21 protein-coding genes are annotated in these 21,571 nt (G+C 39.9%); 17 read left to right on the top strand and 4 right to left on the bottom strand.

Annotated features, from left to right (window positions below; all coding sequences use genetic code 11):
• The 4 genes from ACOI1D_RS10830 to ACOI1D_RS10815 all read right to left on the bottom strand — a co-directional run.
• The coding region (locus ACOI1D_RS10830; protein WP_422501302.1) for an ATP-binding cassette domain-containing protein at positions 1–364 on the bottom strand (364 nt) is incomplete at its 3' end.
• Between the two features lie 9 nt (positions 365–373).
• Positions 374–1,075, bottom strand: coding sequence for an amino acid ABC transporter permease (locus ACOI1D_RS10825; RefSeq protein ID WP_422501303.1), 702 nt, complete (start codon positions 1,073–1,075; stop codon positions 374–376).
• Complete coding sequence (locus tag ACOI1D_RS10820; RefSeq protein ID WP_422501301.1) at positions 1,062–1,883, bottom strand: amino acid ABC transporter substrate-binding protein; 822 nt, start codon at positions 1,881–1,883, stop codon at positions 1,062–1,064. The genes ACOI1D_RS10825 and ACOI1D_RS10820 overlap by 14 nt, the downstream gene beginning before the upstream one ends.
• Positions 1,884–2,350: 467 nt before the next feature.
• Positions 2,351–3,205: a S1 RNA-binding domain-containing protein gene (locus tag ACOI1D_RS10815; protein WP_422501300.1), complete on the bottom strand. Its 855-nt coding sequence runs from the start codon at positions 3,203–3,205 to the stop codon at positions 2,351–2,353.
• A 504-nt stretch (positions 3,206–3,709) separates the two neighbouring features.
• Here ACOI1D_RS10815 and ACOI1D_RS10810 point away from each other — a divergent pair.
• From ACOI1D_RS10810 to nhaC, 17 genes are all read left to right on the top strand, one after another.
• Entirely contained in the window at positions 3,710–4,018 is a 309-nt protein-coding gene (locus ACOI1D_RS10810; protein WP_422501299.1) for a CHY zinc finger protein, read from the top strand.
• A 113-nt stretch (positions 4,019–4,131) separates the two neighbouring features.
• Positions 4,132–4,371, top strand: a complete 240-nt coding sequence (locus ACOI1D_RS10805; protein ID WP_422501298.1) for a DUF362 domain-containing protein — start codon at positions 4,132–4,134, stop codon at positions 4,369–4,371.
• Between the two features lie 198 nt (positions 4,372–4,569).
• Positions 4,570–6,039, top strand: a complete 1,470-nt coding sequence (locus ACOI1D_RS10800; protein WP_422501297.1) for a Na+/H+ antiporter NhaC family protein — start codon at positions 4,570–4,572, stop codon at positions 6,037–6,039.
• 160 nt (positions 6,040–6,199) lie between these two features.
• Complete coding sequence (locus ACOI1D_RS10795) at positions 6,200–7,096, top strand: AEC family transporter (RefSeq protein ID WP_422501296.1); 897 nt, start codon at positions 6,200–6,202, stop codon at positions 7,094–7,096.
• A gap of 85 nt (positions 7,097–7,181) precedes the next feature.
• The gene (locus ACOI1D_RS10790) at positions 7,182–7,850 is read left to right on the top strand and encodes a GntR family transcriptional regulator (protein WP_422501295.1); all 669 of its coding nucleotides are present in this window, start codon (positions 7,182–7,184) and stop codon (positions 7,848–7,850) included.
• Between the two features lie 371 nt (positions 7,851–8,221).
• Positions 8,222–8,449 carry a hypothetical protein gene (locus ACOI1D_RS10785; protein WP_422501294.1) on the top strand — a complete coding sequence of 76 codons (228 nt, stop codon included), beginning with the start codon at positions 8,222–8,224 and terminating at the stop codon, positions 8,447–8,449.
• 171 nt (positions 8,450–8,620) lie between these two features.
• Positions 8,621–9,523 carry a 2,4-dihydroxyhept-2-ene-1,7-dioic acid aldolase gene (hpaI, locus tag ACOI1D_RS10780; protein ID WP_422501293.1) on the top strand — a complete coding sequence of 301 codons (903 nt, stop codon included), beginning with the start codon at positions 8,621–8,623 and terminating at the stop codon, positions 9,521–9,523.
• A gap of 6 nt (positions 9,524–9,529) precedes the next feature.
• Entirely contained in the window at positions 9,530–11,020 is a 1,491-nt protein-coding gene (gene hpaE, locus ACOI1D_RS10775) for a 5-carboxymethyl-2-hydroxymuconate semialdehyde dehydrogenase (protein ID WP_422501292.1), read from the top strand.
• Between the two features lie 29 nt (positions 11,021–11,049).
• On the top strand, positions 11,050–12,516 hold the full coding sequence (gene hpaB, locus ACOI1D_RS10770; RefSeq protein WP_422501291.1) for a 4-hydroxyphenylacetate 3-monooxygenase, oxygenase component: 1,467 nt from the start codon (positions 11,050–11,052) through the stop codon (positions 12,514–12,516).
• A 49-nt stretch (positions 12,517–12,565) separates the two neighbouring features.
• Positions 12,566–13,549 carry a 3,4-dihydroxyphenylacetate 2,3-dioxygenase gene (gene hpaD / locus ACOI1D_RS10765; RefSeq protein WP_422501290.1) on the top strand — a complete coding sequence of 328 codons (984 nt, stop codon included), beginning with the start codon at positions 12,566–12,568 and terminating at the stop codon, positions 13,547–13,549.
• A gap of 51 nt (positions 13,550–13,600) precedes the next feature.
• Positions 13,601–14,077, top strand: coding sequence for a flavin reductase family protein (locus ACOI1D_RS10760; protein ID WP_422501289.1), 477 nt, complete (start codon positions 13,601–13,603; stop codon positions 14,075–14,077).
• 53 nt (positions 14,078–14,130) lie between these two features.
• Positions 14,131–15,270, top strand: coding sequence for a Leu/Phe/Val dehydrogenase (locus ACOI1D_RS10755; protein ID WP_422501288.1), 1,140 nt, complete (start codon positions 14,131–14,133; stop codon positions 15,268–15,270).
• A 92-nt stretch (positions 15,271–15,362) separates the two neighbouring features.
• The gene (pdhA, locus tag ACOI1D_RS10750; protein WP_422501287.1) at positions 15,363–16,430 is read left to right on the top strand and encodes a pyruvate dehydrogenase (acetyl-transferring) E1 component subunit alpha; all 1,068 of its coding nucleotides are present in this window, start codon (positions 15,363–15,365) and stop codon (positions 16,428–16,430) included.
• A complete protein-coding gene (locus ACOI1D_RS10745; RefSeq protein WP_422501286.1) occupies positions 16,430–17,425 on the top strand; it encodes an alpha-ketoacid dehydrogenase subunit beta in 996 nt (331 codons plus the stop codon). Before pdhA ends, ACOI1D_RS10745 begins: the two co-directional genes overlap by 1 nt.
• Positions 17,426–17,436: 11 nt before the next feature.
• A complete protein-coding gene (locus tag ACOI1D_RS10740; RefSeq protein ID WP_422501285.1) occupies positions 17,437–18,654 on the top strand; it encodes a dihydrolipoamide acetyltransferase family protein in 1,218 nt (405 codons plus the stop codon).
• On the top strand, positions 18,655–20,079 hold the full coding sequence (locus tag ACOI1D_RS10735) for a dihydrolipoyl dehydrogenase family protein (protein WP_422501284.1): 1,425 nt from the start codon (positions 18,655–18,657) through the stop codon (positions 20,077–20,079).
• 84 nt (positions 20,080–20,163) lie between these two features.
• On the top strand, positions 20,164–21,564 hold the full coding sequence (gene nhaC, locus ACOI1D_RS10730; RefSeq protein WP_422501283.1) for a Na+/H+ antiporter NhaC: 1,401 nt from the start codon (positions 20,164–20,166) through the stop codon (positions 21,562–21,564).
• The last annotated feature ends 7 nt before the right edge of the window (positions 21,565–21,571 follow it).

Genomic DNA, 21,571 nt, shown 5'->3' with positions numbered 1-21,571 from the left:
CCGCTATTTGACGTGCTTGACTTTTCTTAACCTTTTTGACGGTAACGAGCCCCTCCATTACATTTTCTGCTGCAGTGAAATGTGGGAACAGGTTGTGGGTTTGGAAAACCATTCCTGTTTGTTTACGTAACTCACGGATATCTTTCTTCTTTGGATGCTGTTCAAAGTCTATTTCTTGTTTGTTTATAGAAATAATTCCTTTATTAGGTGTTTCCAATGCATTCAGGCAGCGAAGAAAAGTTGTTTTACCTGATCCTGATGGCCCAATCATCACGATTACTTTTCCTTTTTCTATATTTAAATCTAAGCCTTTTAATACTTCTAAATTACCAAACTTAATGTGTAAATCTGTAACAGATAACATGATAACCTCCTATTTTGCTATATAACGATCTAATTTTCGCTCGATTCGTCCTTGGGCAAAAGAAAGTGCCATGCATATTACCCAATAGATTAAAGCTGCTTCAGAGTAGACTAGTAAAAATTCATAGTTTTGAGCAGCAATCTCCTGCGCTTTTCGAAACATTTCAGCTACAATAATCGTCGACGCGAGTGAAGTATCCTTTACCAGGCTAATAAATGAGTTCGAGAGCGGGGGAATGGATACCCTTGCTGCCTGCGGTAAAATAATTCGACGAAGTGCTTGTGTGTACGTCATGCTGATAGAGTAGCCAGCTTCCCATTGACCCTTAGGAATTGATAATAACGCAGCTCGAATAATTTCAGACCCATATGCTCCAACACTTAAAGAAAAGCCGATAATTGCTGCAGTAAAAGAATCTATCGTAATTCCTACACTAGGAAGACCAAAAAATATAATAAATAACTGAACAAGTAAAGGGGTTCCACGCAATACTGAAACATAGAATCGGGCAATCCATTCCAATGGCTTAATCCCTGATAAACGGGCAAGTGCAGTTAATACAGCTAGTATAAGTCCAAGTACAAATGTGATTAAGGCTAGTGGAATAGTATAGACTAAAGCTCCCTGGATTAACGGCCAAAGGGAGCTTACAAATATATCAAGGTATTTTTCCTGCATTTCCTGGTTTGTAAATATGTTATTTAGATACATCTTCACCAAACCATTTTTTAGAAATTTCAAGGTACGTGCCATCTTCCATCATTTCTGCCAGTGCTTTATTGACAGCCTTAATCAATTCGTCGCTACCTTGGCGAAAAGCAAATGCATTTGCTGATGCATCATCCGCTCGATCGACAATTTTTACTGGAGCATCTTTCTGCTGATTTAAAAAATCTAAAACTGACAATCGATCATTAATAGTTGCTTTTACACGTTTTGAAGAAATAAGCTGCATCGCTTCCTTGAATCCATCAACCGATGTTATATCTGCACCATATTCTTTAGCTATATCTGCGTAGTTGCTTGTTAATGATTGGGCTACAGATACACCTTCTAGGTCTTCAAAGCTTTTGATCTCTGTATTATCTTCGTGTGTAACGAGTACGGCAGAAGACTGAATATACGGGTCTGAGAATGCATATTTTTCCTGGCGTTCCGGTGTAATACCCACCTGATTTGCAACCATGTCAAAGCGTTCTGAGTTCAGACCAGCAAACATTGAATCCCATTTTGTTTCTTTGAAAACAGCCTTTACACCAATCCGCTCGGCAACTTCACGGGCTACTTCCACGTCAAATCCTGTTAGTTCGCCTTCTTCGTTATGGAACGTAAACGGTGGGTACGTTCCCTCTGTTCCAATTAATATTTCACCCTTGTCCTGTATGCTTTCGTACAGGTTTTTGTCGACCGAACCTGCATTGTTTTCCTCATTACCCGCATTTTCTTCACCTGATCCACATGCAGTAAGTAATAGGACAAAACCAAATGAAATTATTGAAATTAGTATTCTTTTTTTCATGATTTATTCCTCCTCTATTTTAATCCCAAGTAATTATATATGAATTAATTCTTTAACATATTAATTTATGAGGTGTGAATAGTCAAGAGATGAAACTTAAGTATTTTATACTATGTAACATTGAAGAATTTTTATTCACTTGCGAAAGTTTTGGAAACAACAGCGTTGGACAATTAAAAAGAAAAACACCTAACGCTATGTAGGTGTTTTGTCTTAGCGGTAGGCTATTTTCTGAAAGAGTGTTGTTTTTAGCACAATATATATAAACTGCGACGTAACTGCTGGATTGTGGCAGTCGCTTTCCGCGGGCATGGCTTTAGAATTCTCGCGAAAAACCACCGCTGTGGGGTCTTCAGACACGTGCTGCTCCCGCAGAAGTCGACTGCCCTCCGCTTCAATCAATCAGATGAATGGTCGTTTAGCGTATACCAGCGAAGTGTATTTCCGTAGCGGTAAGTTATGTCGTATTATTTAAGATGAGTTTCCCCATTACGCTGCTCAATTTTACCTTCCTTCATCAATTTACCTAATGCACGTTTGAATGCCGATTTACTAATATTAAATGTTCTTAAAATTTCTTCTGGATTACTTTTATCGTTGAAAGGAATAGAACCATTATTATTTTCAAGATGCTGTAGTATTGCATCTGAATCTTCAAGCATACCGTGTTGTTTTAGTGGACGCAATGACATATTAAGGCTTCCATCTGCTCTAACTTCAATTACACGAACGTTAATTAATTCGCCTAGACGTGGTTCTTTTTTCCGTTCTGAATGGTGGATAAATCCCCGATATTTTTCCTCTGTCAAAACAACAGAGCCTTCTTTGTCTGTACGATATACACGACCATTGTATGTTTGGTTCAAGCTTTCGACAGGTGCACCTACCCATTCCATATCAAAAATTTCTTCTGACCCTGGAATTGCGAGCAGTCGGCCTTTCCGATCATATCCTAATGTAACAAATAACTTGTCCCCCACTTGTGGCCAAACACTTTGGAAAATAGGTAAATCATCTGTTGACACAAGCATTTCCTTAGTTGTTCCAATGTCGACGAAGACACCCAGATTTTTAACAACCTCAACAACCTCTGACCAGCCATAAACATCTTTTTGTATAGCTGGAAGCTTCGTTGTTGCAGTAATTTGATCTTTTTTATCTTTGTACAAAAACACGTCAACTTCTTGATTTTCTTCTAATTCATTAGATGTTTCATTGTGGTGTAAAAGCACTTCTGACATGTCTTTAACCAATACGTACCCAGTGTCAATTTTCCTAAGTACATTCATGGTTTGGATTGTGCCGATCATTAAGTCGCTCATATTTTAACCTTCCTTTATATGTAATTTATTGATACTGTATTGTGTGTTGATTTTGCTATTGCAGTGATAAGTTAAGTATTGCACAGAACGAGCGTAGACCATACCTTTTTAGTGCTTTATGTATTGGAAAAGGGGCACCCTCATAGTAAGAGTACCCCTCCGATTTATTACGTAACATTAAAGTATTAATTTTATTTTCCATCCCTATTAAAAGGGAGAATAATTTCCATTGAAAGTGCATTGCTTTCAGTACCGCGGTAATTGTTCCACTAACTTAAGCAACGTAAACCCTACCTGCTTTTACGTCCTTGCGACCCCTTAGTCGCGCCAGTGTGAATAAGTGTTCTAAATAACTTGCGTAGAATGCCAATAATTTTACTTTTAATATTACAATATCTAACTATTTTATTATACACTTGTTCGAGGATTTGTCAAATTAAACACTTAATAAGTTTGGACAAGTGATTTCCTCTATTGTATAATACAAAAATGGAGGGGTTTACAATGAATGTTACAGGTGCAATTGACAACGAAACCAGGTGTAGGCATTATCACTCTGTGAAAGATCGAATTGCAATAAAGTTTTACTGCTGTGGGAAGTATTACTCCTGTTATCATTGTCATGCAGAACAAGGTTGTAACAGTCCAAAGGTGTGGCCGAAATCCATGTTTAATGAAAAAGCTGTGTTGTGTGGGGCTTGTCAATCAGAGCTTACAATTCAGAACTATTTAGACAGTGGTTTTGTTTGCCCAGTTTGTAGTGCTTCATTTAACCCAGGATGTTCCGTACATTATCAATTGTATTTCTCATAGACTTAATTGGGAAAAATCGGTACGCCCAAGTAGAGCTTTTAGGCAGGTAACTTGAATTTCACCTGCAATTTATTATTTAATGGATAGAGGTTGTTTTTTAGGAGGGGAATATAGTGGCTTTTGTAATTTTGGATCCGTGTGGGCCAGAAAAATCGGCTGAATGTGTCAGTGTATGCCCAGTGGATTGCATTGAAGAAGGTAAAGATCAATTTTATATAGATCCAGACGTTTGCATTGATTGTGGAGCTTGTAAAGCAGTGTGTCCGGTTGATGCAATTGAGGAAGAATATGATTTATCACCTGATCAGGAAAAGTTTTTAGATAAGGCTGAGGCATTTTTTGCTAAAAAATAGTAAATAGATAATCATATAACATATCGATTTTCTTGTTTCTATTTGATATGATAGAATACAGTAGAAAAAATTAGTAGCAGTCATCGTAGAGATGGCTGTTTTAATTTGCAGTAAGGCTTGGCGACAAGCCAAGTTTTCTAATACATTCGGTAAAAAATGACAAAATTCGGGTGGTACCTGGCACCGAGGAGGAGCATAATGGCAACGGCAGAGGAAGAGTTAGCACGTACAAAGGGAAATAACAGGGTTGAAAAATTGGAATTTAGGTTTGGGGCATTCGGAGCTGCGGTTCCATTACTATTTTTTGTTATCTGGGCGATAACGACAAGTGTATTGAAACTTTCATCTGAAATTGGTCTTGTAATGGGTGCATTGTTTGGTATCACTTTAGGTTTATTTTTTAGTAAAAGTAAATGGGGGGATTACGCCCAGGGTTTATTTGATGGACTAGCACAACCGGTTGGTGTTATAGCAATCGTTGCCTGGTTTTATGCTGGGATGTTTGCTCAGGTTTTGCAGGTTGGTGGACTTGTTGAGGGTCTGGTATGGATTGGTGGTTTCACTGGTGTGACTGGTGGGTTATTTGTTGCATTGACATTTTTGCTTGCTGCAATTTTCTCTACCGCAGTTGGAACTGGTTATGGGACAACGGTTGCTTTTTGTACATTGATGTATCCGGCTGGAATTGCAGTGGGCGCAGAACCAGTTATGCTATTTGCGGCAATATTAGCTGGAGCTGTATTTGGTGATAACCTTGCACCAGTTTCTGATACAACTATTGTATCAGCCACTACACAGGATGCAGATGTACCTGGAGTTGTAAAAAGTCGCTTTAAATATTCGATTATGGCTGCTATACCAACTACAGTTTTGTTTGCCATATTTGGTGGTGATAACACACTAGATACTGAAACAGCACCCTCTATAATGGGATCCAATGACCCAACAGGTTTAATTATGCTGATACCATTTGCAATAGTACTTATTTTAGCATTATCCGGACAGCATATCCTTACCTCGTTAACTTTTGGGATTCTAACAGCTATTCTTATTATAGTTTTTATGAACCTCGGAGAGTTTGCTGACATCATTGGGTTTGATCCAAACTCTGATACGGTTATAACAGGAGCACTTGTTGAGGGTGTTATGGGCTATATGAACATGGCAATTTTAATTTTGCTTATTGTTGCTGCTGCACACTTGTTGAAGCTTGGTGGAACAATGGCTGCAATTACAGGAATTATTATTATATGGGTGAAGAACTCTGTTCGTCGTGTTGAAATTGCGATATGGAGTATTGTAGCACTATTGAATAGTGCAATTACGATTAACACTGCAGCAGAAATTGCAGCTGCTCCGTTTGTAAGAGAATTAGGAGAAAAATATAAAATTCATCGTTATCGTCGAGCAAATATGCTTGATGCGGTTACGTCAGCTCTTGGGTATATTTTTCCGTGGGGGGCTCCTGTACTGCTTGGGTGGTCAACTATTAAAACTATGACAGACACGTATGAATGGTTACCAGTAGTTTCGCCAACAGCAGTTTTTCCATATGTTTTCCAAGGCTGGTTTTTGGTCGTGATTATGCTGATTGCAGCAATAACCGGTTGGGGACTACGCTTTGAAGGCAAAAATGGAGAAGAGTTAAAACATAGACCGAAAGACTAGATTCATACGACCATACAGTGGCGAAATAGCCACCGTATGGTTTTTTAATAGTTCAGTCGGGGCCAGGCACAATTGGAAGTAGCTTCCAATTGTGCCTGGCCCCGACTGAAATGAAATATATGTTAAACTTAGTTATATTTTAATTATTGGAGATGTCGTGATGGGGATATTTTTTACTGTAGTTTTACCGATTATAGCAATATTTGGAGCAGGGTTTATTCTCCAGCGAATTCGTGTTTTAGATGTAAAATCGATTGCAACAACGTCTATCTATATTTTTCTTCCGGCACTGGTTTTTACTTCGCTGTATGAGGCAGAGTATGATAAAGGATTTACCATCATCATTATATTTGCTTTATTTTTATTGTTTATGATGATTTTAATTAATAAGGTATTAGCTAGAATGTTCAAATGGAATCAATCTGTTGAAAGCGCAACTATACTTACAACTGCGTTTATGAACGGGGGAAATTATGGGGTACCTGTCATATTGTACAGTGTAGGGAGTTCAGCTCTTCCATATGCAATTTTCTTTATGGTACTGCAGTCGCTGATCATGAACTTTTTTGGTGTCTATTACGCCTCAAGAAGCAAAAATGGTATTTCACGAGCATTGAAGACTATTTTCAAGATGCCCGCAACCTATGCAGCGCTATTAGCTTTCATATTTCAGAAAATACCATGGGAGATTCCTGAAGCAGTTTATTCATCGTTGTCAATGCTGGGAGATGCTGCTATACCGATAATGATGGTCATGCTTGGGATGCAGCTTGCCTCTATTACATCGCTTAAATTTAACTGGCAGGTACTGACATCTGCAGTGATTGTTAGAATGGTGATTTCTCCAGTTCTGGCAGTTTTATTTATAATGGCTTTCGATGTCAATACATTAATTGGTTCCGTTCTGTTAATTGTAGCATCAATGCCTAGTGCAGCTACAACAACAATGTACGCAATAGAATTCGATACAGAACCAGACATGGTATCAAGCATCACGTTAGTTACAACACTTATAAGTATCTTTTCATTAACCATATTATTAAACTTTATTGTGTAATGGTGCCTGGCACATTTACCAGTATTAACCAATTTACCCCAGGGAACTTGACGGTGTACTGGGAATCATATATTATTGGAGTATTATGATAAAAGAAAATAAGCAGCAGAAGGCGTATCGGGTTATTAAGGCTAGAATTATTGAACGGGTTTTTGTGCCTGGTCAACGGATTGTGATTGATCAGCTGGCAAAGGAGCTTAATTCAAGCTCTATTCCTGTGAGGGAAGCGATTCGTCAGCTTGAGTCAGAGCGATTAATTTTTTATAAACAGAACGTTGGACCAGTTGTGGCTGAAGTGAATGAAACAGCGTATTCAGACACACTGCGAGTATTAGCGGTAATTGAAGGCTATGCAACTGCTTTAAGTGGTATGGATTTTCCAAAAGAAAAAATTAACCTTCTTAAAGTACAGAATAAATTGATGGGGGAGGCCCTGGAAGAGTTTGATATTTTAACATACGGGAAATTAAACTTTGAATTTCACCGCATCATTGTTGAAGGTTGTACTAATCCTTTTTTAGTAGAATCAGTCATGGATATCTGGTCCAGGTTAGATTCAATACGTGGTATTGGTTCAACTTTGTATTCTGTTCGAGTAAAGGAAGCAATCAAAGAGCATGATGAAATGATTCATATGCTAGAGAATGATGCTGATTTTTCTACTATTGAAAATTTAGCAAGGATGCATAAACTTAGGACGGCAGAGGATTTTGAACGCAGGAGATTGAAACAATTAGAAAAAAGTGATTCATGAAAACTCTGTTGGGGTAAAGTAACCCTCGATTAGAGTTTTTTTGAACAAGAACTATTTTTGAGATTATAAATAAAGGTTGTTTTCTATCAGATTGTTACTTTTGAAATAAATTCTATAAAATGCGACGTAACGCTAGATTGATTTCCTACCACACTTTACTAGATTGGTGTTGGTCCAACGCTGCTGAAAAACACTCGCTTTCCGTGGGGAACGCTTCAGCCTCCTCGGAGCAAAAACCGCTCACTGCGGGGTCTTCAGACTGTTCCTTTTCCACTGGAGTCTCGTGCTTTTCCTCCGCTTTAGATAGCTTTCTGTTCAAGAAAGAACAAATCCTGTAAAACCACAGAATTCATGCATAGATTTCTATCTTAGTGAAGGCAGAATACGAAGACTCCTGCGGGAACAGCGCGAGTCCGAAGACCCCGGAAGAAGCGTTCTTTGCTTCTGAGGAGACTGAGGCCGTGCCCGCGGAAAGCGAAGTGTTCTGCCGGAACGGCGTCACAAGAAGTCAATACGTCCAGTTTTCATCAACTGCGAAGGTTAAAAGCGACAAAACTTATGAAAAGAGCCTAAACAAAAGAATTGACATTAAAGTATGAAAGCGTTTACAAATATCAAAAATATTTTTACATCCATCAATAGCAAGGGGAACAACGGTTTAAGGATTTTTACTCTGTTTGTCAGTATTGACATCATATGTGAAATCATATACGATTTAATTATTCAGAAAATTAGTAGTTATTTTATTTATTAAAACGGGAGGTAAGAAGATGGCGTATGAAGAAGCGAAAAAGCGGTTCAGAGGATCGATTTCTCCAGTCATTACACCGTTTAACGAAGATGAAAGTATTGATTTTGTTAAATTTAAAGAGCTAATAAACTGGCATATTGAGAAAGGAAGTCATGGAATTTCCGTAACAGGAACATCAGGGGAACCGAGCTCAATGTCCGTTGATGAACGCATTGAGGTAATGGAGACAGCATGTAAAACGGTTAATGGCCGGGTGCCGTTTATCCCAGGTACTGGATCAACTAACCATTTGGAAACAATGCGCATGACTAAGGCTGCCCAGGAGATGGGTGCGGATGGCGCGATGGTGATTGTGCCTTACTACAACAAACCGAACCAGCATGCATTATACAAGCACTTTAAAACAGTAGCAGACGCTGTTGATATCCCAATTATTTTGTATAATATTCCTGGTCGAACAGCGGTGAATCTCGAGGCTGATACAATAGCCCGTTTAGCTGAAGATTGCTCGAATATTATTGGTGTTAAAGAAGCAAATAAGGATTTTGAGCACGTAAACAAAGTTTTGCTGAAAGCTGGCCGCGATTTTAATCTATATTCAGGTATAGAGGTTTTGTGTTATCCGATGCTTGCAATTGGAGGAGCTGGTCACATAAGTGCGACTGCCAATGTTGCACCTGAGGAAGTTGCTGACCTGTATAACAAATGGGAAGCGGGCGATGTAAAAGGAGCTCAGGATCTGCATTATTCGTTAATGCCACTAAATGATGTGCTTTTCCGTGATACAAACCCAGCCCCAGCCAAAGCAGCACTAGGGATGATGGGCAAAATTAAACCGGTATTACGTAAGCCACTTGATATACCGTCTGAAGCCATTCAAAACGAAATACGTGAAACATTAAAAGCATATAAATTAATATAAGAGCAGGTGAGTTTTTTGGAACATAAAAAAGTAGATGATGTAAAACTGTACATCAATGGCGAATTTGTAGATGCACATAATGCAGCTTACTTCGATAACCTGAACCCTTTCACAAACCAGGTTACAAACCGTGTTGCAGAGGGAGATAAGGCAGATATTGAAAAAGCTGTAAAAGCTGCAGACGATGCTTTCCAAACGTCATGGGGGCGCATGAAGCAAAAAGAGCGGATGACATATATTGATAGAATTGCAGATTTGATAGATGAAGAAGTAGAAGAAATAGCGGTACTAGAATCACTGGATTCCGGGCTACCGATAAGTCAGACACGAAAAATGATAGCACGAGCCGCAGAAAACTTTCGCTTCTATTCAAGGATGGTCCAGTCACGCATGCATGGTGAGGCATATGCGGTTGATGATGAATTTATCAACTATACAGTCTATAAACCGCTTGGGGCAGTTGGACTTATCACACCATGGAATGCACCGTTTATGCTGACAACATGGAAGGTGGCACCAGCACTGGCAACGGGAAATACCGTTATTTTAAAGCCTGCTGAACTGTCACCATTATCGGCAAATAAACTCGCACAGATTATCGATAAAGCAGAATTACCAAAAGGCGTATTTAATGTCGTTCACGGGTTTGGTGAGACAGCAGGGGATGCGCTTGTAAAAAGTGAAAAAGTGAAAGCGATTTCATTTACTGGTGAAACGACTACTGGAAAAACAATTATTAAAAATAGTGCTGATTCATTGAAGAAAACATCGATGGAACTTGGCGGAAAGTCACCACTTATCGTGTTTGATGATGCAGATTTCGAACGTGCCTTGGATGCAACTGTATGGGGAATCTTTTCATTTAATGGTGAGCGATGCACAGCTAACTCGCGCGTATTTCTTCATAAAGATATTAAAGAAAAATTTGTTGCTGCGTTAAAGGATCGTGTTGAAAAGATAAAGATTGGGGACCCGATGGATACATCAACTCAGCTTGGACCATTAATTAATAAAGGACATTTTGACAAAGTAACGCGTTACATTGAGATAGCTAAGGAAGAAGGTTGCGAGGTTGTTCAAGGTACTGTTCCTGAAAAAATTAAATCTGGAAACTTTGTGCCGCCAACCTTACTGCTGGATGCGAAAAACAAGATGCGTGTGAGTCAGGAAGAAATTTTCGGACCTGTTCTAGCAGTCATAGAATTTGAGACAGAGGAAGAAGTCGTTCAGATGGCAAACGACGTGGACTACGGTCTGGCTGGATACGTTTGGACAAACGACATCAAACGAGCCCACCGTGTTGCGCAAAATGTTGATTCAGGAATGCTCTGGATTAATGCTCAAAACGTACGGGATTTACGTATTCCATTTGGTGGTATGAAGGCAAGTGGAATGGGACGTGAAGGTGGTCATTTTGCCATTTTAGAATTTTATTCAGAACCTAAGGCAATTCATGTAGCAATGGGCGATCATCATATACCGCAGTTTGGTAAGTAAGATAAAAAATATACTGAGGAGGCAAAATTATGCCAGCAAAAACAGGCCAGGAATATATTGATCGATTAAAAAAAGCGAATAATAATGTGTACATTCACGGTGAGCGTGTAGAGGATGTAACAACACACCCTGCATTTAAAAATGTTATTAAATCCATGGCACATTTATATGATCTGCAATATGAAAAAAAGGATACAATGCTGTACACGTCACCTACTAGCGGTGAACAGGTGGGAATGACTTTTTTACAGCCCAAGACAATCGATGATTTAATTATGCGTCGAGAAGCCATGCAGGAATGGGCGCGTACTTCAGGAGGAATGATGGGCCGCTCACCTGATTACTTGAATTCAGAAGTTATGGCTATGGGTATGAACAACGGACTTTTCGCTGAAGCGGATCCAGAGTTTGCCGAGAATGCCAGAAATTATTACGAGTATGCGAGAGAAAATGATATTAGCCTTACACATACTTTAATCCATCCTCAGGTGAACCGAGCAAAGATGCAGTCCGAGATGAAGGACGGAAATGTTGCGTTACAGCTTGTTGAAAAAAGGGACGATGGAATTATTGTAAATGGTATTCGATTGCTAGCTACGCAGGGAGGAATAACTGATGAAATTCTTGTATTCCCTTCTACTGTTAAAAAGGCAGGAGAAGAAGATGATCCTTATTCGTTAGCATTTGCAATTCCAAACAATACACCTGGCTTAAAGTATATCTCCAGAGAGTCTTTTGATTATGGTAAAAGTCAATGGGATCATCCATTAGGTTCACGATTTGAGGAAAGTGATGCGATTGTGTCATTTGAAAATGTATTTGTCCCATGGGAACGGGTATTTGTTTGCGGAAATTCATCCGTTTGTAATCGTACTTTCAGGGAAACAAATGCTGTTGTTCATATGGCGCATCAAGTAGTTGCGAAAAACATAGTTAAGACTGAGTTTCTTCTTGGTGTTGCATTAAATATGATGGACGCAATTGGTATTGATCAATTTCAGCATGTAAAAGACAAAGGTGCAGAAATTATGCTGGCACTTGAAACGATGAAGTCACATCTGTATCGCGCAGAGCATAACGCAAAATTAGACGAATCTGGAACAATGACACCAGACTTCGATGCATTAAATGCAGCACGCAACTGGTATCCAAGGATTTACCCAAGACTAGTTGAAATTATCAGGATCCTAGGTGCATCTGGCTTAATGGGTATTCCAACACATGATGACTTTATGCACGAGGAAATTGGCCCGATTATTAAAAGTGGTTTACAGGGGAAAAATTTAGAAGGTGAAGACCGCGTACAGTTATTCCGACTAGCATGGGACGTAACGATGAGTGCATTTGGAGCAAGACAGGCGCATTATGAATACTATTTCTTTGGTGACCCAATAAAAATGGGTATGACTTATTTTGATGAATTTGACAAGGAAACAAGCAAGAAGTTCGTTACTGATTTCCTGAAAAATAGTGCTGGTGTTAAAACCAACGCTTAAAGTTAATGTAAGACTGGAATGGATTTTGTAAAACAGAGGGGGAGTTTGGATGGACTTTTCTATCATCCGATGTGCACGTGCGATACTACATGTGAAGGATTTAGAAGTATCAAGAAAGTTTTATGTGGATGCCCTTGGGTTTATTGAAACAGAATCAGACGCAGAGCATATCTACCTGCGTGGTCTTGAGGAACACACACACCATAGTCTAGTATTAAAAAAATCCATGGAATCGAATGTAGAAGTACTAGGATACAAGGTTTCTTCTGACGATGATTTGAAAGCGTTGTCAATCATGTTTGAGAAAAAAGGGTATGAAACGAAATGGCTGGATAAAGGGGAGCAGCATGCAATCGGCAGGACGTTGAGAGTTCAGGATTGCTCTGGTTTACCTCTCGAATTTTTTGCGGAAATGGAGCCGGCTGAACGATTGCTTCAGCGCTATGATTTGTATAGGGGTGCACGAATGCAGCGTATTGATCACTTCAACTGTAGCGTACCAGATGTAGAGAAGGCACAAAAATTCTATCAGGAAGAGCTAGGCTTTGCGTGTTCAGAGTACACAGATACAAAGGAAGGTGATGTTTGGGCAACCTGGCTTCACCGTAAGCAAACAGTTCATGATCAGGCATTCATGAATGGGGTAGGACCACGTTTGCATCACATCGGATTCTGGTTACCTGACCCACTAGCAATAATTAATGCTTGTGATGTACTCGCTTCCATGGGCTATGGTGGAAACATTGAACGCGGGCCGGGTCGTCATGGACTATCTAATGCATTTTTCTTATATTTGCGTGATCCGGATGGACATCGTATTGAGCTATATAATGGAGACTATTTAACGAGTGATCCAGATTTCAAACCAATTCGCTGGGATATCAATGACCCAATGCGTCAAACTTTTTGGGGCCACGAAGCACCAGATAGCTGGTTTAACGAAGCCTCAACCGTACTAGACGTTATAACAGGTGAAAAAATAAAGCATAAACCAGGGAAGCTAAAACAGCATAAACCCACATTTGTAATGTAGTGCCCGGCACCACCCAAGATAATTAACTTTAAGAAAGGGGAGTTTGATCTTATGGATGATCGTACATTTCGTACTGCGATGGGAAGATTTGCGACTGGAGTTACTGTCATTACAACGAAACTTGGTGATGAGGTTAAGGGAATGACTGCAAATGCATTTATGTCGGTATCGTTGGACCCGGCGTTGGTGTTGATTTCTATTGGTGAAGACGCACATATGAATAAATATGTTAGGGATTCTGGTAAGTTTGCTGTCAGTATACTCAATAGTGATCAACAGGATATGTCAGCCTACTTTGCCGGTCAGAGAAAGGAAAGTAGGGATGTTAACTTTAACTGGTTCAATGGAATGCCAACTATAAAAGACTCGCTCGTCAATTTAACTTGTGATGTTCACAATGCAGTCGTTGCGGGTGATCATACACTTTATGTAGGAGAAGTAACGGACGTATGCATAACAGACGGAGAACCATTAGCCTTCTTCTCAGGCAAATATAATAAATTACACACAACAGAAGAAGTAAAATAAATGGGATTAACTGGAAAAAGTGCCAGGCACCGAAATAAGTGGGGGTATGAGGAATGAAGCAACAGCTTGATAGGTCAATTGTGGGGGCAGATATGTTTGAGAAGATTGCTGGGCATGAACAGGTTGTTTTTTGTAATGATCCTGCTTCAGGTCTTCAGGCGATTATAGCGATTCATAATACGACGCTTGGTCCTGCTCTTGGTGGAACGAGAATGCGTCCATATGAAACTGTGGATGAAGCGCTTGAGGACGTTCTGCGGTTATCGAAAGGGATGACATATAAATGTGCTGCAGCTGATTTAGACTTTGGTGGTGGGAAAGCGGTGATTATCGGAGACCCAAATACAGACAAGTCAGCAGCACTATTTCGCGCATTTGGTCAATATGTGGATTCATTGAACGGACGTTTTTATACAGGTACAGATATGGGAACAACCATGGATGACTTTGTTCATGCGATGAAGGAAACGAACTTCATCAACGGTATCCCGGAAGCTTTTGGTGGGAGTGGTGATTCTTCTATTCCAACAGCGCAGGGGGTCATTTATGGATTGAAAGCGACTAGTCAGTTTTTAAATGGGAGTGATCATTTAGCTGATAAAACGTATTCAATCCAAGGACTGGGTAAGGTTGGTTTTAAGGTTGCAGAATATTTATTAGAAGCTGGTGCTTCTATTTACGTCACAGATATTAATCAGGACTTGCTGCGTTCAATTGAACAAAAAGCTAATCAAACTACTGGAACTGTAAAAGTGGTTGACAGTGCTGACATTTATCGGGTTGCAGCTGATATTTTTATACCGTGTGCTCTAGGAGGTATTATCAATGACCAAACAGCAGATCAACTTCAAGTGAAGGCCATAGTTGGCTCAGCAAACAATCAGTTGTTAGAAGCGAAGCATGGCAGGAGACTTCATGAAAAAGGGGTACTGTATGCACCAGATTATATTGTGAATGCTGGTGGGTTAATCCAGGTGGCAGATGAGCTGTATGGACCTAATAAAGACCGTGTTTTGGCAAAAACAAAAGCTATTTACACCTCGCTGCTTGAAATTTATAAAGAGGCTGAGCTTGATTCAATTACAACTGAAGAAGCCGCAGATCGTAAATGTGAAGCACGTTTGCAGGAACAACGAACACGCAGTCATTTCTATGCACGTGATCGCCGTCCTAAATGGAATATCCGGGAATAATAGAATACTAGCCAATGGACCAGAATCGGAACTGATTATAATCATGTACAATCAAGCGCATCAAAAAACTTTACGCTAAAGGTGTGAACTAGATGGAAGCGAACTATCCGCTCTTTCAGATTATCGATAAAAATGGAGAGGTAACAAACAAGGACTATCGTGATTTACTGACAGTTGAACAGGCAAGGTCGTATTACTATCACATGCTCCGGATCAGGACATATGACCATAAAGGAATTGCTCTCCAAAGACAAGGAAGAATTGGTACATATGTCCCGTTTGAAGGCCAGGAAGCTTCCCAGGTTGGAAGTGCTCTTGCCTTAGAAGATGATGACTGGCTTTTTCCAACCTATCGTGACCACGGTGCCACGTTGACATTTGGTGCTGATTTGGACCGACTTCTGCTTCACTGGAATGGTAGGATTGAGGGCTGTGTTCCTTCTCTTACGAAAAATATCTTTCCAGCCTCCATTCCAATAGCAACACATCTTCCACATGCTACAGGTGCTGCGATGGCAGAAACCTATAAAGGTACGAAAAATGCTGCAATTGCTTATTTTGGCGATGGAGCAACATCTGAAGGTGATTTTCATGAAGGTTTAAATATGGCAAGTGTATTTAAGGCACCTGTCGTATTCTTCAATCAAAATAATGGGTTTGCAATCTCACTTCCTATTAAAAAACAAATGAATTCAGAAACAATTGCTCAAAAAGCGGAAGCATATGGTATCCCCGGGGTTCGTGTTGACGGGATGGATGTGTTCGCCGTTAATTTTGTCGTGAAGGAAGCTTTGGATCGTGCTCGAAATGGAGATGGTCCAACATTAATTGAGGCAGTAACATGGCGGTTTGGTGCGCATACAACTGCAGATGACCCATCCAAGTATCGTGATCAAGCTGCAAGTGATGCCACCCGAACTGACAAAGATCCAGTGCTGCGTCTTGAAAAATTTATGAAAAATGAAGACATGTGGGATGATGCTTGGTTAGAGACAATTAAGAATGACATTAAGGAAGAGCTGGACCAGGCAATTATTGATATGGAATCTTATGAAAATGCGAATTCGGATGTCATGTTTGATTATGTATTTGAAACACCAACATGGACCATTGACGAACAAAAGAAAAGTCTTAACGCGTTAAAGGGAGGTCAATCCTAATGGCAGTTACACAAAAAACTAACTCTCTAACGTTAATCCAGGCAGTTAATGATGGGTTAAAGGTAATGCTGAAAGAGGACGTGAATACATTAATTTTAGGTGAAGACATCGGTAAAAACGGTGGTGTTTTTCGAGCAACGGTGGACCTGCAGGAACAGTTTGGTGAAAAGCGTGTGATTGATACGCCACTAAGTGAAGCTGGTTTTATGGGTGCGGCTGTGGGAATGGCATTGAACGGATTACGGCCAATTGTTGAGATACAGTTTCTTGGTTTCATTTACCCAGCTTTTGAACAAATTGCAACACATGTTACACGTACCAGGAGCAGGACGATGGGACATTATAGCCTCCCTATGGTAATACGTGCCCCATATGGTGCTGGTGTTCGTTCACCGGAAATTCACTCGGATAGTGTTGAAGCACTTTTCACTCATTTGCCGGGTATCAAGGTAGTCTGTCCATCAAATGCTTATGATGCGAAGGGGCTAATGGTAGCGGCAATAGAGGATCCTGATCCAGTATTATTCCTGGAACCAATGCGCTTGTATCGTGGGGAACGAAATGACGTCCCAGAAGAAAAGTACACAGTTGAGCTTGGGAAAGGCTCTCGTATTCAAGAGGGGGAAGACGTTTCTATCTTCGCTTGGGGTGCTATGATTCCTGTTGCACTAAAGGCAGCAGAGAAAATGAAGGAGAATAATATCTATTGCGATGTTATTGATTTGCGAACACTTTATCCACTTGATAAAGATATAATAGCCGAATCCGTACAAAAAACGGGTCGAGCAGTAATTGTCCATGAAGCACATGCGACTGGTGGTGTTGCTGGTGAGATTACCTCCGTGATTAATGACACGTCTTTCTTATATTTACGAGCACCTATTGAACGGGTAACTGGATTTGATGTACCTATTCCATTATTTGCAATCGAAAATGATTATTTACCGACACCTGATCGAGTAATTCATTCAATCAATAAAGTAGTAGATTTTTAGGGGGTGAAAGAATGGTAGAAGTTAAATTTCATGATATCGGTGAAGGAATGAACGAAGGAGAAATCATTAATTTTTTTGTAGAAGTTGGTGATGAGGTTAAGGTCGATCAGCCACTTGTTGAACTACAAACTGATAAGATGGTAGCAGAAATCCCTTCTCCAGCAACCGGAAAGATTAGTAATCTACACTTTAAAACAGGGGAAGTAGTGACTGTTGGGGCAGTAATAATTGAAATTGATGATGGTAATGACGAGTCAATCACAGATACGGAGCAAGAAAAGACAACAGATGAAAAAGAATCAATTAAAGTAGAGAACGAACAAGTTCAGCAAGCGGTTGGTAAAAAATATAACCGTATATTGGCAGCACCTTTCACACGAAAAATTGCCCGGGATCATGATGTGGATATTGAACAAATTACGGGGACTGGCCCTGCAGGAAGGGTTACAGAAGAAGATGTTCACCGTTTTATTAATGGTAATGAACAGGAACAGATTGATAAAGATGCAGGAATTCAAACGAATCATACTGAGCCTGAATCGGATACAATTCCATATACCGGACTTCGGAAAAAAATAGGTGAAAATTTAACAAAAGCAATTACAACCATTCCACATGTTACGCATTTTGACGAAGCTGATTTGACGAATGTTTTAGAATTTCGAAATACGCTCAAACAGGAAGGTCAATCCATCTCTGTTGTGGCATTTTTCCTGAAAGCAATTACGATTGCATTAAAAGAGCACAGGGTTTTCAATGCACAGCTTGATGAAGAGAAAGGTGAAATTCGTCTTGCAAAAAATTATCATATTGGGCTTGCGACGAATACCGAAAATGGGTTAGTTGTACCTGTACTAAGGGATGTAGACAAGAAAACCATACGACAAATCCATACTGAAATGAAAGCATTAACCAAAAAAGCCCAGGATGGAAAGCTTACTGCAAATGATATGAATCATGCTACATTTACAATCAGTAATGTAGGTCCGCTTGGTGGTACTGGTGCAACACCAATTATAAATGGTTCACAAACCGCAATCATTGCTTTTCACAAAACGAAAAAGACGCCTATTGTATTGGATAACGATGAAATAGCTATCCGTCAAATCATGACAATGTCTCTATCATTCGACCATCGTGTTGCGGATGGTGTAAAGTCTGTTGAATTTACCAATCGCTTTATTGAACTAATGGAAGAGCCGAAAAAGCTGTTATTGGAGATGGTGTAAATGGTCGTTGGAGAATTTTCCGAAAAGCGTGATGTAATCATTATTGGTGGTGGACCAGGTGGGTACAATGCCGCCATTCGTGCCTCACAGCTGGGCAGGTCGGTGACATTGATTGAAAAAGATTTACTTGGTGGAGTTTGTTTAAACCAGGGATGTATTCCTTCAAAGGTTTTTACACATGCTGCGAAGCAATTGGCCTCACTACCGGCAATGAATAGTATGGGAATTATGACTGGTGGTGAACCCACTGTGGATTTTGAGGAATTAATGACTTATAAAGATAAAACGATCAGTCAGCTTCGCAGTGGAGTTGAATCACTGTGCAAAGCAAATAAAATTGAACTTATTAAAGGGGAAGCAAACTTTACAGCTGTAAACAAAATTGGCGTTGCGAACGGTCACCAGTTTGATGTTTATGAATTTGAATATGTAATTATTGCTACAGGGAGTTCATCCATTATCCCAGATGGTATAAGTCCATTCCATGAGCGGATTTTGTACCCTGAGACAATTTATCAACTTACGGAAATTCCTACTTCACTAGTAGTCTATGGCAGTGATTATATTTCGTTAGAGGTAGCTTTTAGCTTTAATAAACTCGGAAGTGATGTATCCATTGTACTTGATGATTGCGATGACTTTCCTTTAGATGGATCAATAAATCGAGAACTGAAGCGGATTTTAAAAAAGGAAAAAATTAAAGTATATCGAGGTTATAAGTTGGAAAGTGTCAAGCCGACAACATATGAACTAACTGTTAACCTGAATAATGATGAAGAATCAAAGTCTATAGAAGTATCACATGTTTATATTTCAACGAAAAGCCAAGCAAATATTAGTGATTTGGGTGCGGAAAGGATCGGGATAAAGGTAACGAATGACGGATTTATTGAAACAGACGAAACAATGGAAACATCCTTGAAAACCATATTTGCTGTAGGTGATGTAACAGGAGGTTCAACGAGCGCTGTGAAAGCAATTAAGCAAGGTAAGGTTGCTGCAGAAACAATTGGGGGCATGAAAAGTGAGACTGACTTCACCTTTATCCCAACCGTTGTCCATAGCACGCCACCGATCGCGACAGTCGGCTTAACGGAAAATGAGGCGAAAGAAGCGGGATATTCAATCAAAGTAAGCCAAACTGCACTTAGTGGAAATAGCTATGCAATGATTTCAGGTGAAAAATCTGGTATAGTATCTGTCATTAAAGATAGTGAGACAGATTTATTATTAGGCATTCATATAATTGGTGCAGGAGCGGTTGAACTAATCAGTACTGGCGTTACGGCGCTTGAGATGGTAGCCCGTGAAGAGGATTTGCGTTTTCCGTCTTATCCACATCCAAGTATGAATGAAGGTTTTGTAGAAGCAATTGACGGTTTGTCAGATATGGCAATCCATACTCCACCAAAAAAAAGCAAATAATACAAATCGGTATCTAAAAACTCTCTATCTTGAAGCTACCTTACACATAATAACGACAAACTATACAACAAGGGAGAATTTCTCATGTACCGCATTAAAGCTGTTCAAAAACCATCATTATTAGAAGCACTAGGCATGACTATAGCGATTTTAATCGTTATAGGTTTTGGTATTATTTATTTTGACGCTGCACCACATATACCGCTCATACTCGCACTATTACTGCTGGTGATTTACGGGCTGGTTAAACGAATCCCATACAGAACATTGGAAGAAGGGATCACTGAAGGGGCTAAAGCAGGAATTGCAGCAGTATTCCTCTTTTTCTTTATTGGTATCTTAATTGCATCCTGGATGATTGGAGGAACAATTCCCTCTTTAATCTATGGGGGATTTGAGCTGGTAACCCCGCACTTTTTCCTTGCCATCGTATTTGTTGTCACATCTGTTGTTGGACTGTGTGTAGGTAGTTCACTTACGACCATCGCAACAGCTGGTCTTGCATTTATTGGAATTGCCACTGCAGCGGATGTTTCACTTGCAGTAACTGCTGGAGCCATTGTGTCTGGGGCATTTTTCGGAGATAAGATGTCACCATTATCTGATACCACAAACATGGCATCGTCTATTCTAAAGGTTGACCTGTTTGAACATATTCGTAACATGTCGTGGACTACAGTACCAGCATTTACGGTGACACTCATAATTTTTGCCCTAATATCACCACAAATAAATACGGCTAGCTTTGGTGAAATGGGTGAATTTCAGCAAGGATTACTTGATACAGGGCTAATTAGCTGGTACAACGGTCTTGTCCCTGTATTGGTTTTGCTGATTTGTTCATTTTTAAAAGTCCCAGCATTGTTAACACTGGCTGCTGGTTCAGCCAGTGCAATTGCCATGGCGTATACGACTGAATTTATACCAGTGAAAAATTTATTAGGTGTGCTATTTGGTGGCTATGTATCTGAAACAGGTGTAGAAGAAATAGATGCATTGCTGACGCGTGGCGGTTTGAGCAGTATGATGTTTACAATTGGTATCGTGCTACTTGCACTCAGTATTGGCGGCATGCTGTTTAAGCTTGGGATCGTCCCGAGGTTGCTTGAGTCGATTGAAAGCATGCTGAAAAAGGTCAGCTCGGTTATCGCTGCTGCAGCTCTAACAGCTATAGGAATCAATGTCCTGATTGGGGAACAGTACCTGTCCATTCTATTAACGGGTGAAGCATATCAATCTCGTTTTGCGAAGGTAGGTTTAGCCAACAAAAACCTCTCACGTGTGACTGAGGACGCTGGAACTGTTGTTAATCCACTTGTTCCCTGGAGTGTTTGTGGTGTGTTTATTACAACTACATTAGGAGTTCCTACATTGGCTTACTTGCCATTCGCGTTCTTCTGTTTGTTATCACCAATTTTGACTATTCTATTTGGATTTTCAGGGAAAACCTTAACCTTTCTAGAAAAGGAACCGGATCGCAATTGAAAAAATA

Source organism: Virgibacillus sp. DJP39 (assembly GCF_049310925.1).
Taxonomy (GTDB): domain Bacteria; phylum Bacillota; class Bacilli; order Bacillales; family Amphibacillaceae; genus Virgibacillus_F.
This window is presented reverse-complemented; position numbering and strand designations above follow the sequence as displayed.

Coding starts and splice junctions, on each gene's coding strand:
- ACOI1D_RS10825 (WP_422501303.1), bottom strand. CDS start 1,075: ATGTATCTAAATAACATATTTACAAACCAGGAAATGCAGGAAAAATAC.
- ACOI1D_RS10820 (WP_422501301.1), bottom strand. CDS start 1,883: ATGAAAAAAAGAATACTAATTTCAATAATTTCATTTGGTTTTGTCCTA.
- ACOI1D_RS10815 (WP_422501300.1), bottom strand. CDS start 3,205: ATGAGCGACTTAATGATCGGCACAATCCAAACCATGAATGTACTTAGG.
- ACOI1D_RS10810 (WP_422501299.1), top strand. CDS start 3,710: ATGAATGTTACAGGTGCAATTGACAACGAAACCAGGTGTAGGCATTAT.
- ACOI1D_RS10800 (WP_422501297.1), top strand. CDS start 4,570: ATGGCAACGGCAGAGGAAGAGTTAGCACGTACAAAGGGAAATAACAGG.
- ACOI1D_RS10795 (WP_422501296.1), top strand. CDS start 6,200: ATGGGGATATTTTTTACTGTAGTTTTACCGATTATAGCAATATTTGGA.
- ACOI1D_RS10790 (WP_422501295.1), top strand. CDS start 7,182: ATGATAAAAGAAAATAAGCAGCAGAAGGCGTATCGGGTTATTAAGGCT.
- hpaI (WP_422501293.1), top strand. CDS start 8,621: ATGGCGTATGAAGAAGCGAAAAAGCGGTTCAGAGGATCGATTTCTCCA.
- hpaB (WP_422501291.1), top strand. CDS start 11,050: ATGCCAGCAAAAACAGGCCAGGAATATATTGATCGATTAAAAAAAGCG.
- hpaD (WP_422501290.1), top strand. CDS start 12,566: ATGGACTTTTCTATCATCCGATGTGCACGTGCGATACTACATGTGAAG.
- ACOI1D_RS10760 (WP_422501289.1), top strand. CDS start 13,601: ATGGATGATCGTACATTTCGTACTGCGATGGGAAGATTTGCGACTGGA.
- ACOI1D_RS10755 (WP_422501288.1), top strand. CDS start 14,131: ATGAAGCAACAGCTTGATAGGTCAATTGTGGGGGCAGATATGTTTGAG.
- pdhA (WP_422501287.1), top strand. CDS start 15,363: ATGGAAGCGAACTATCCGCTCTTTCAGATTATCGATAAAAATGGAGAG.
- ACOI1D_RS10745 (WP_422501286.1), top strand. CDS start 16,430: ATGGCAGTTACACAAAAAACTAACTCTCTAACGTTAATCCAGGCAGTT.
- ACOI1D_RS10740 (WP_422501285.1), top strand. CDS start 17,437: ATGGTAGAAGTTAAATTTCATGATATCGGTGAAGGAATGAACGAAGGA.
- ACOI1D_RS10735 (WP_422501284.1), top strand. CDS start 18,655: ATGGTCGTTGGAGAATTTTCCGAAAAGCGTGATGTAATCATTATTGGT.
- nhaC (WP_422501283.1), top strand. CDS start 20,164: ATGTACCGCATTAAAGCTGTTCAAAAACCATCATTATTAGAAGCACTA.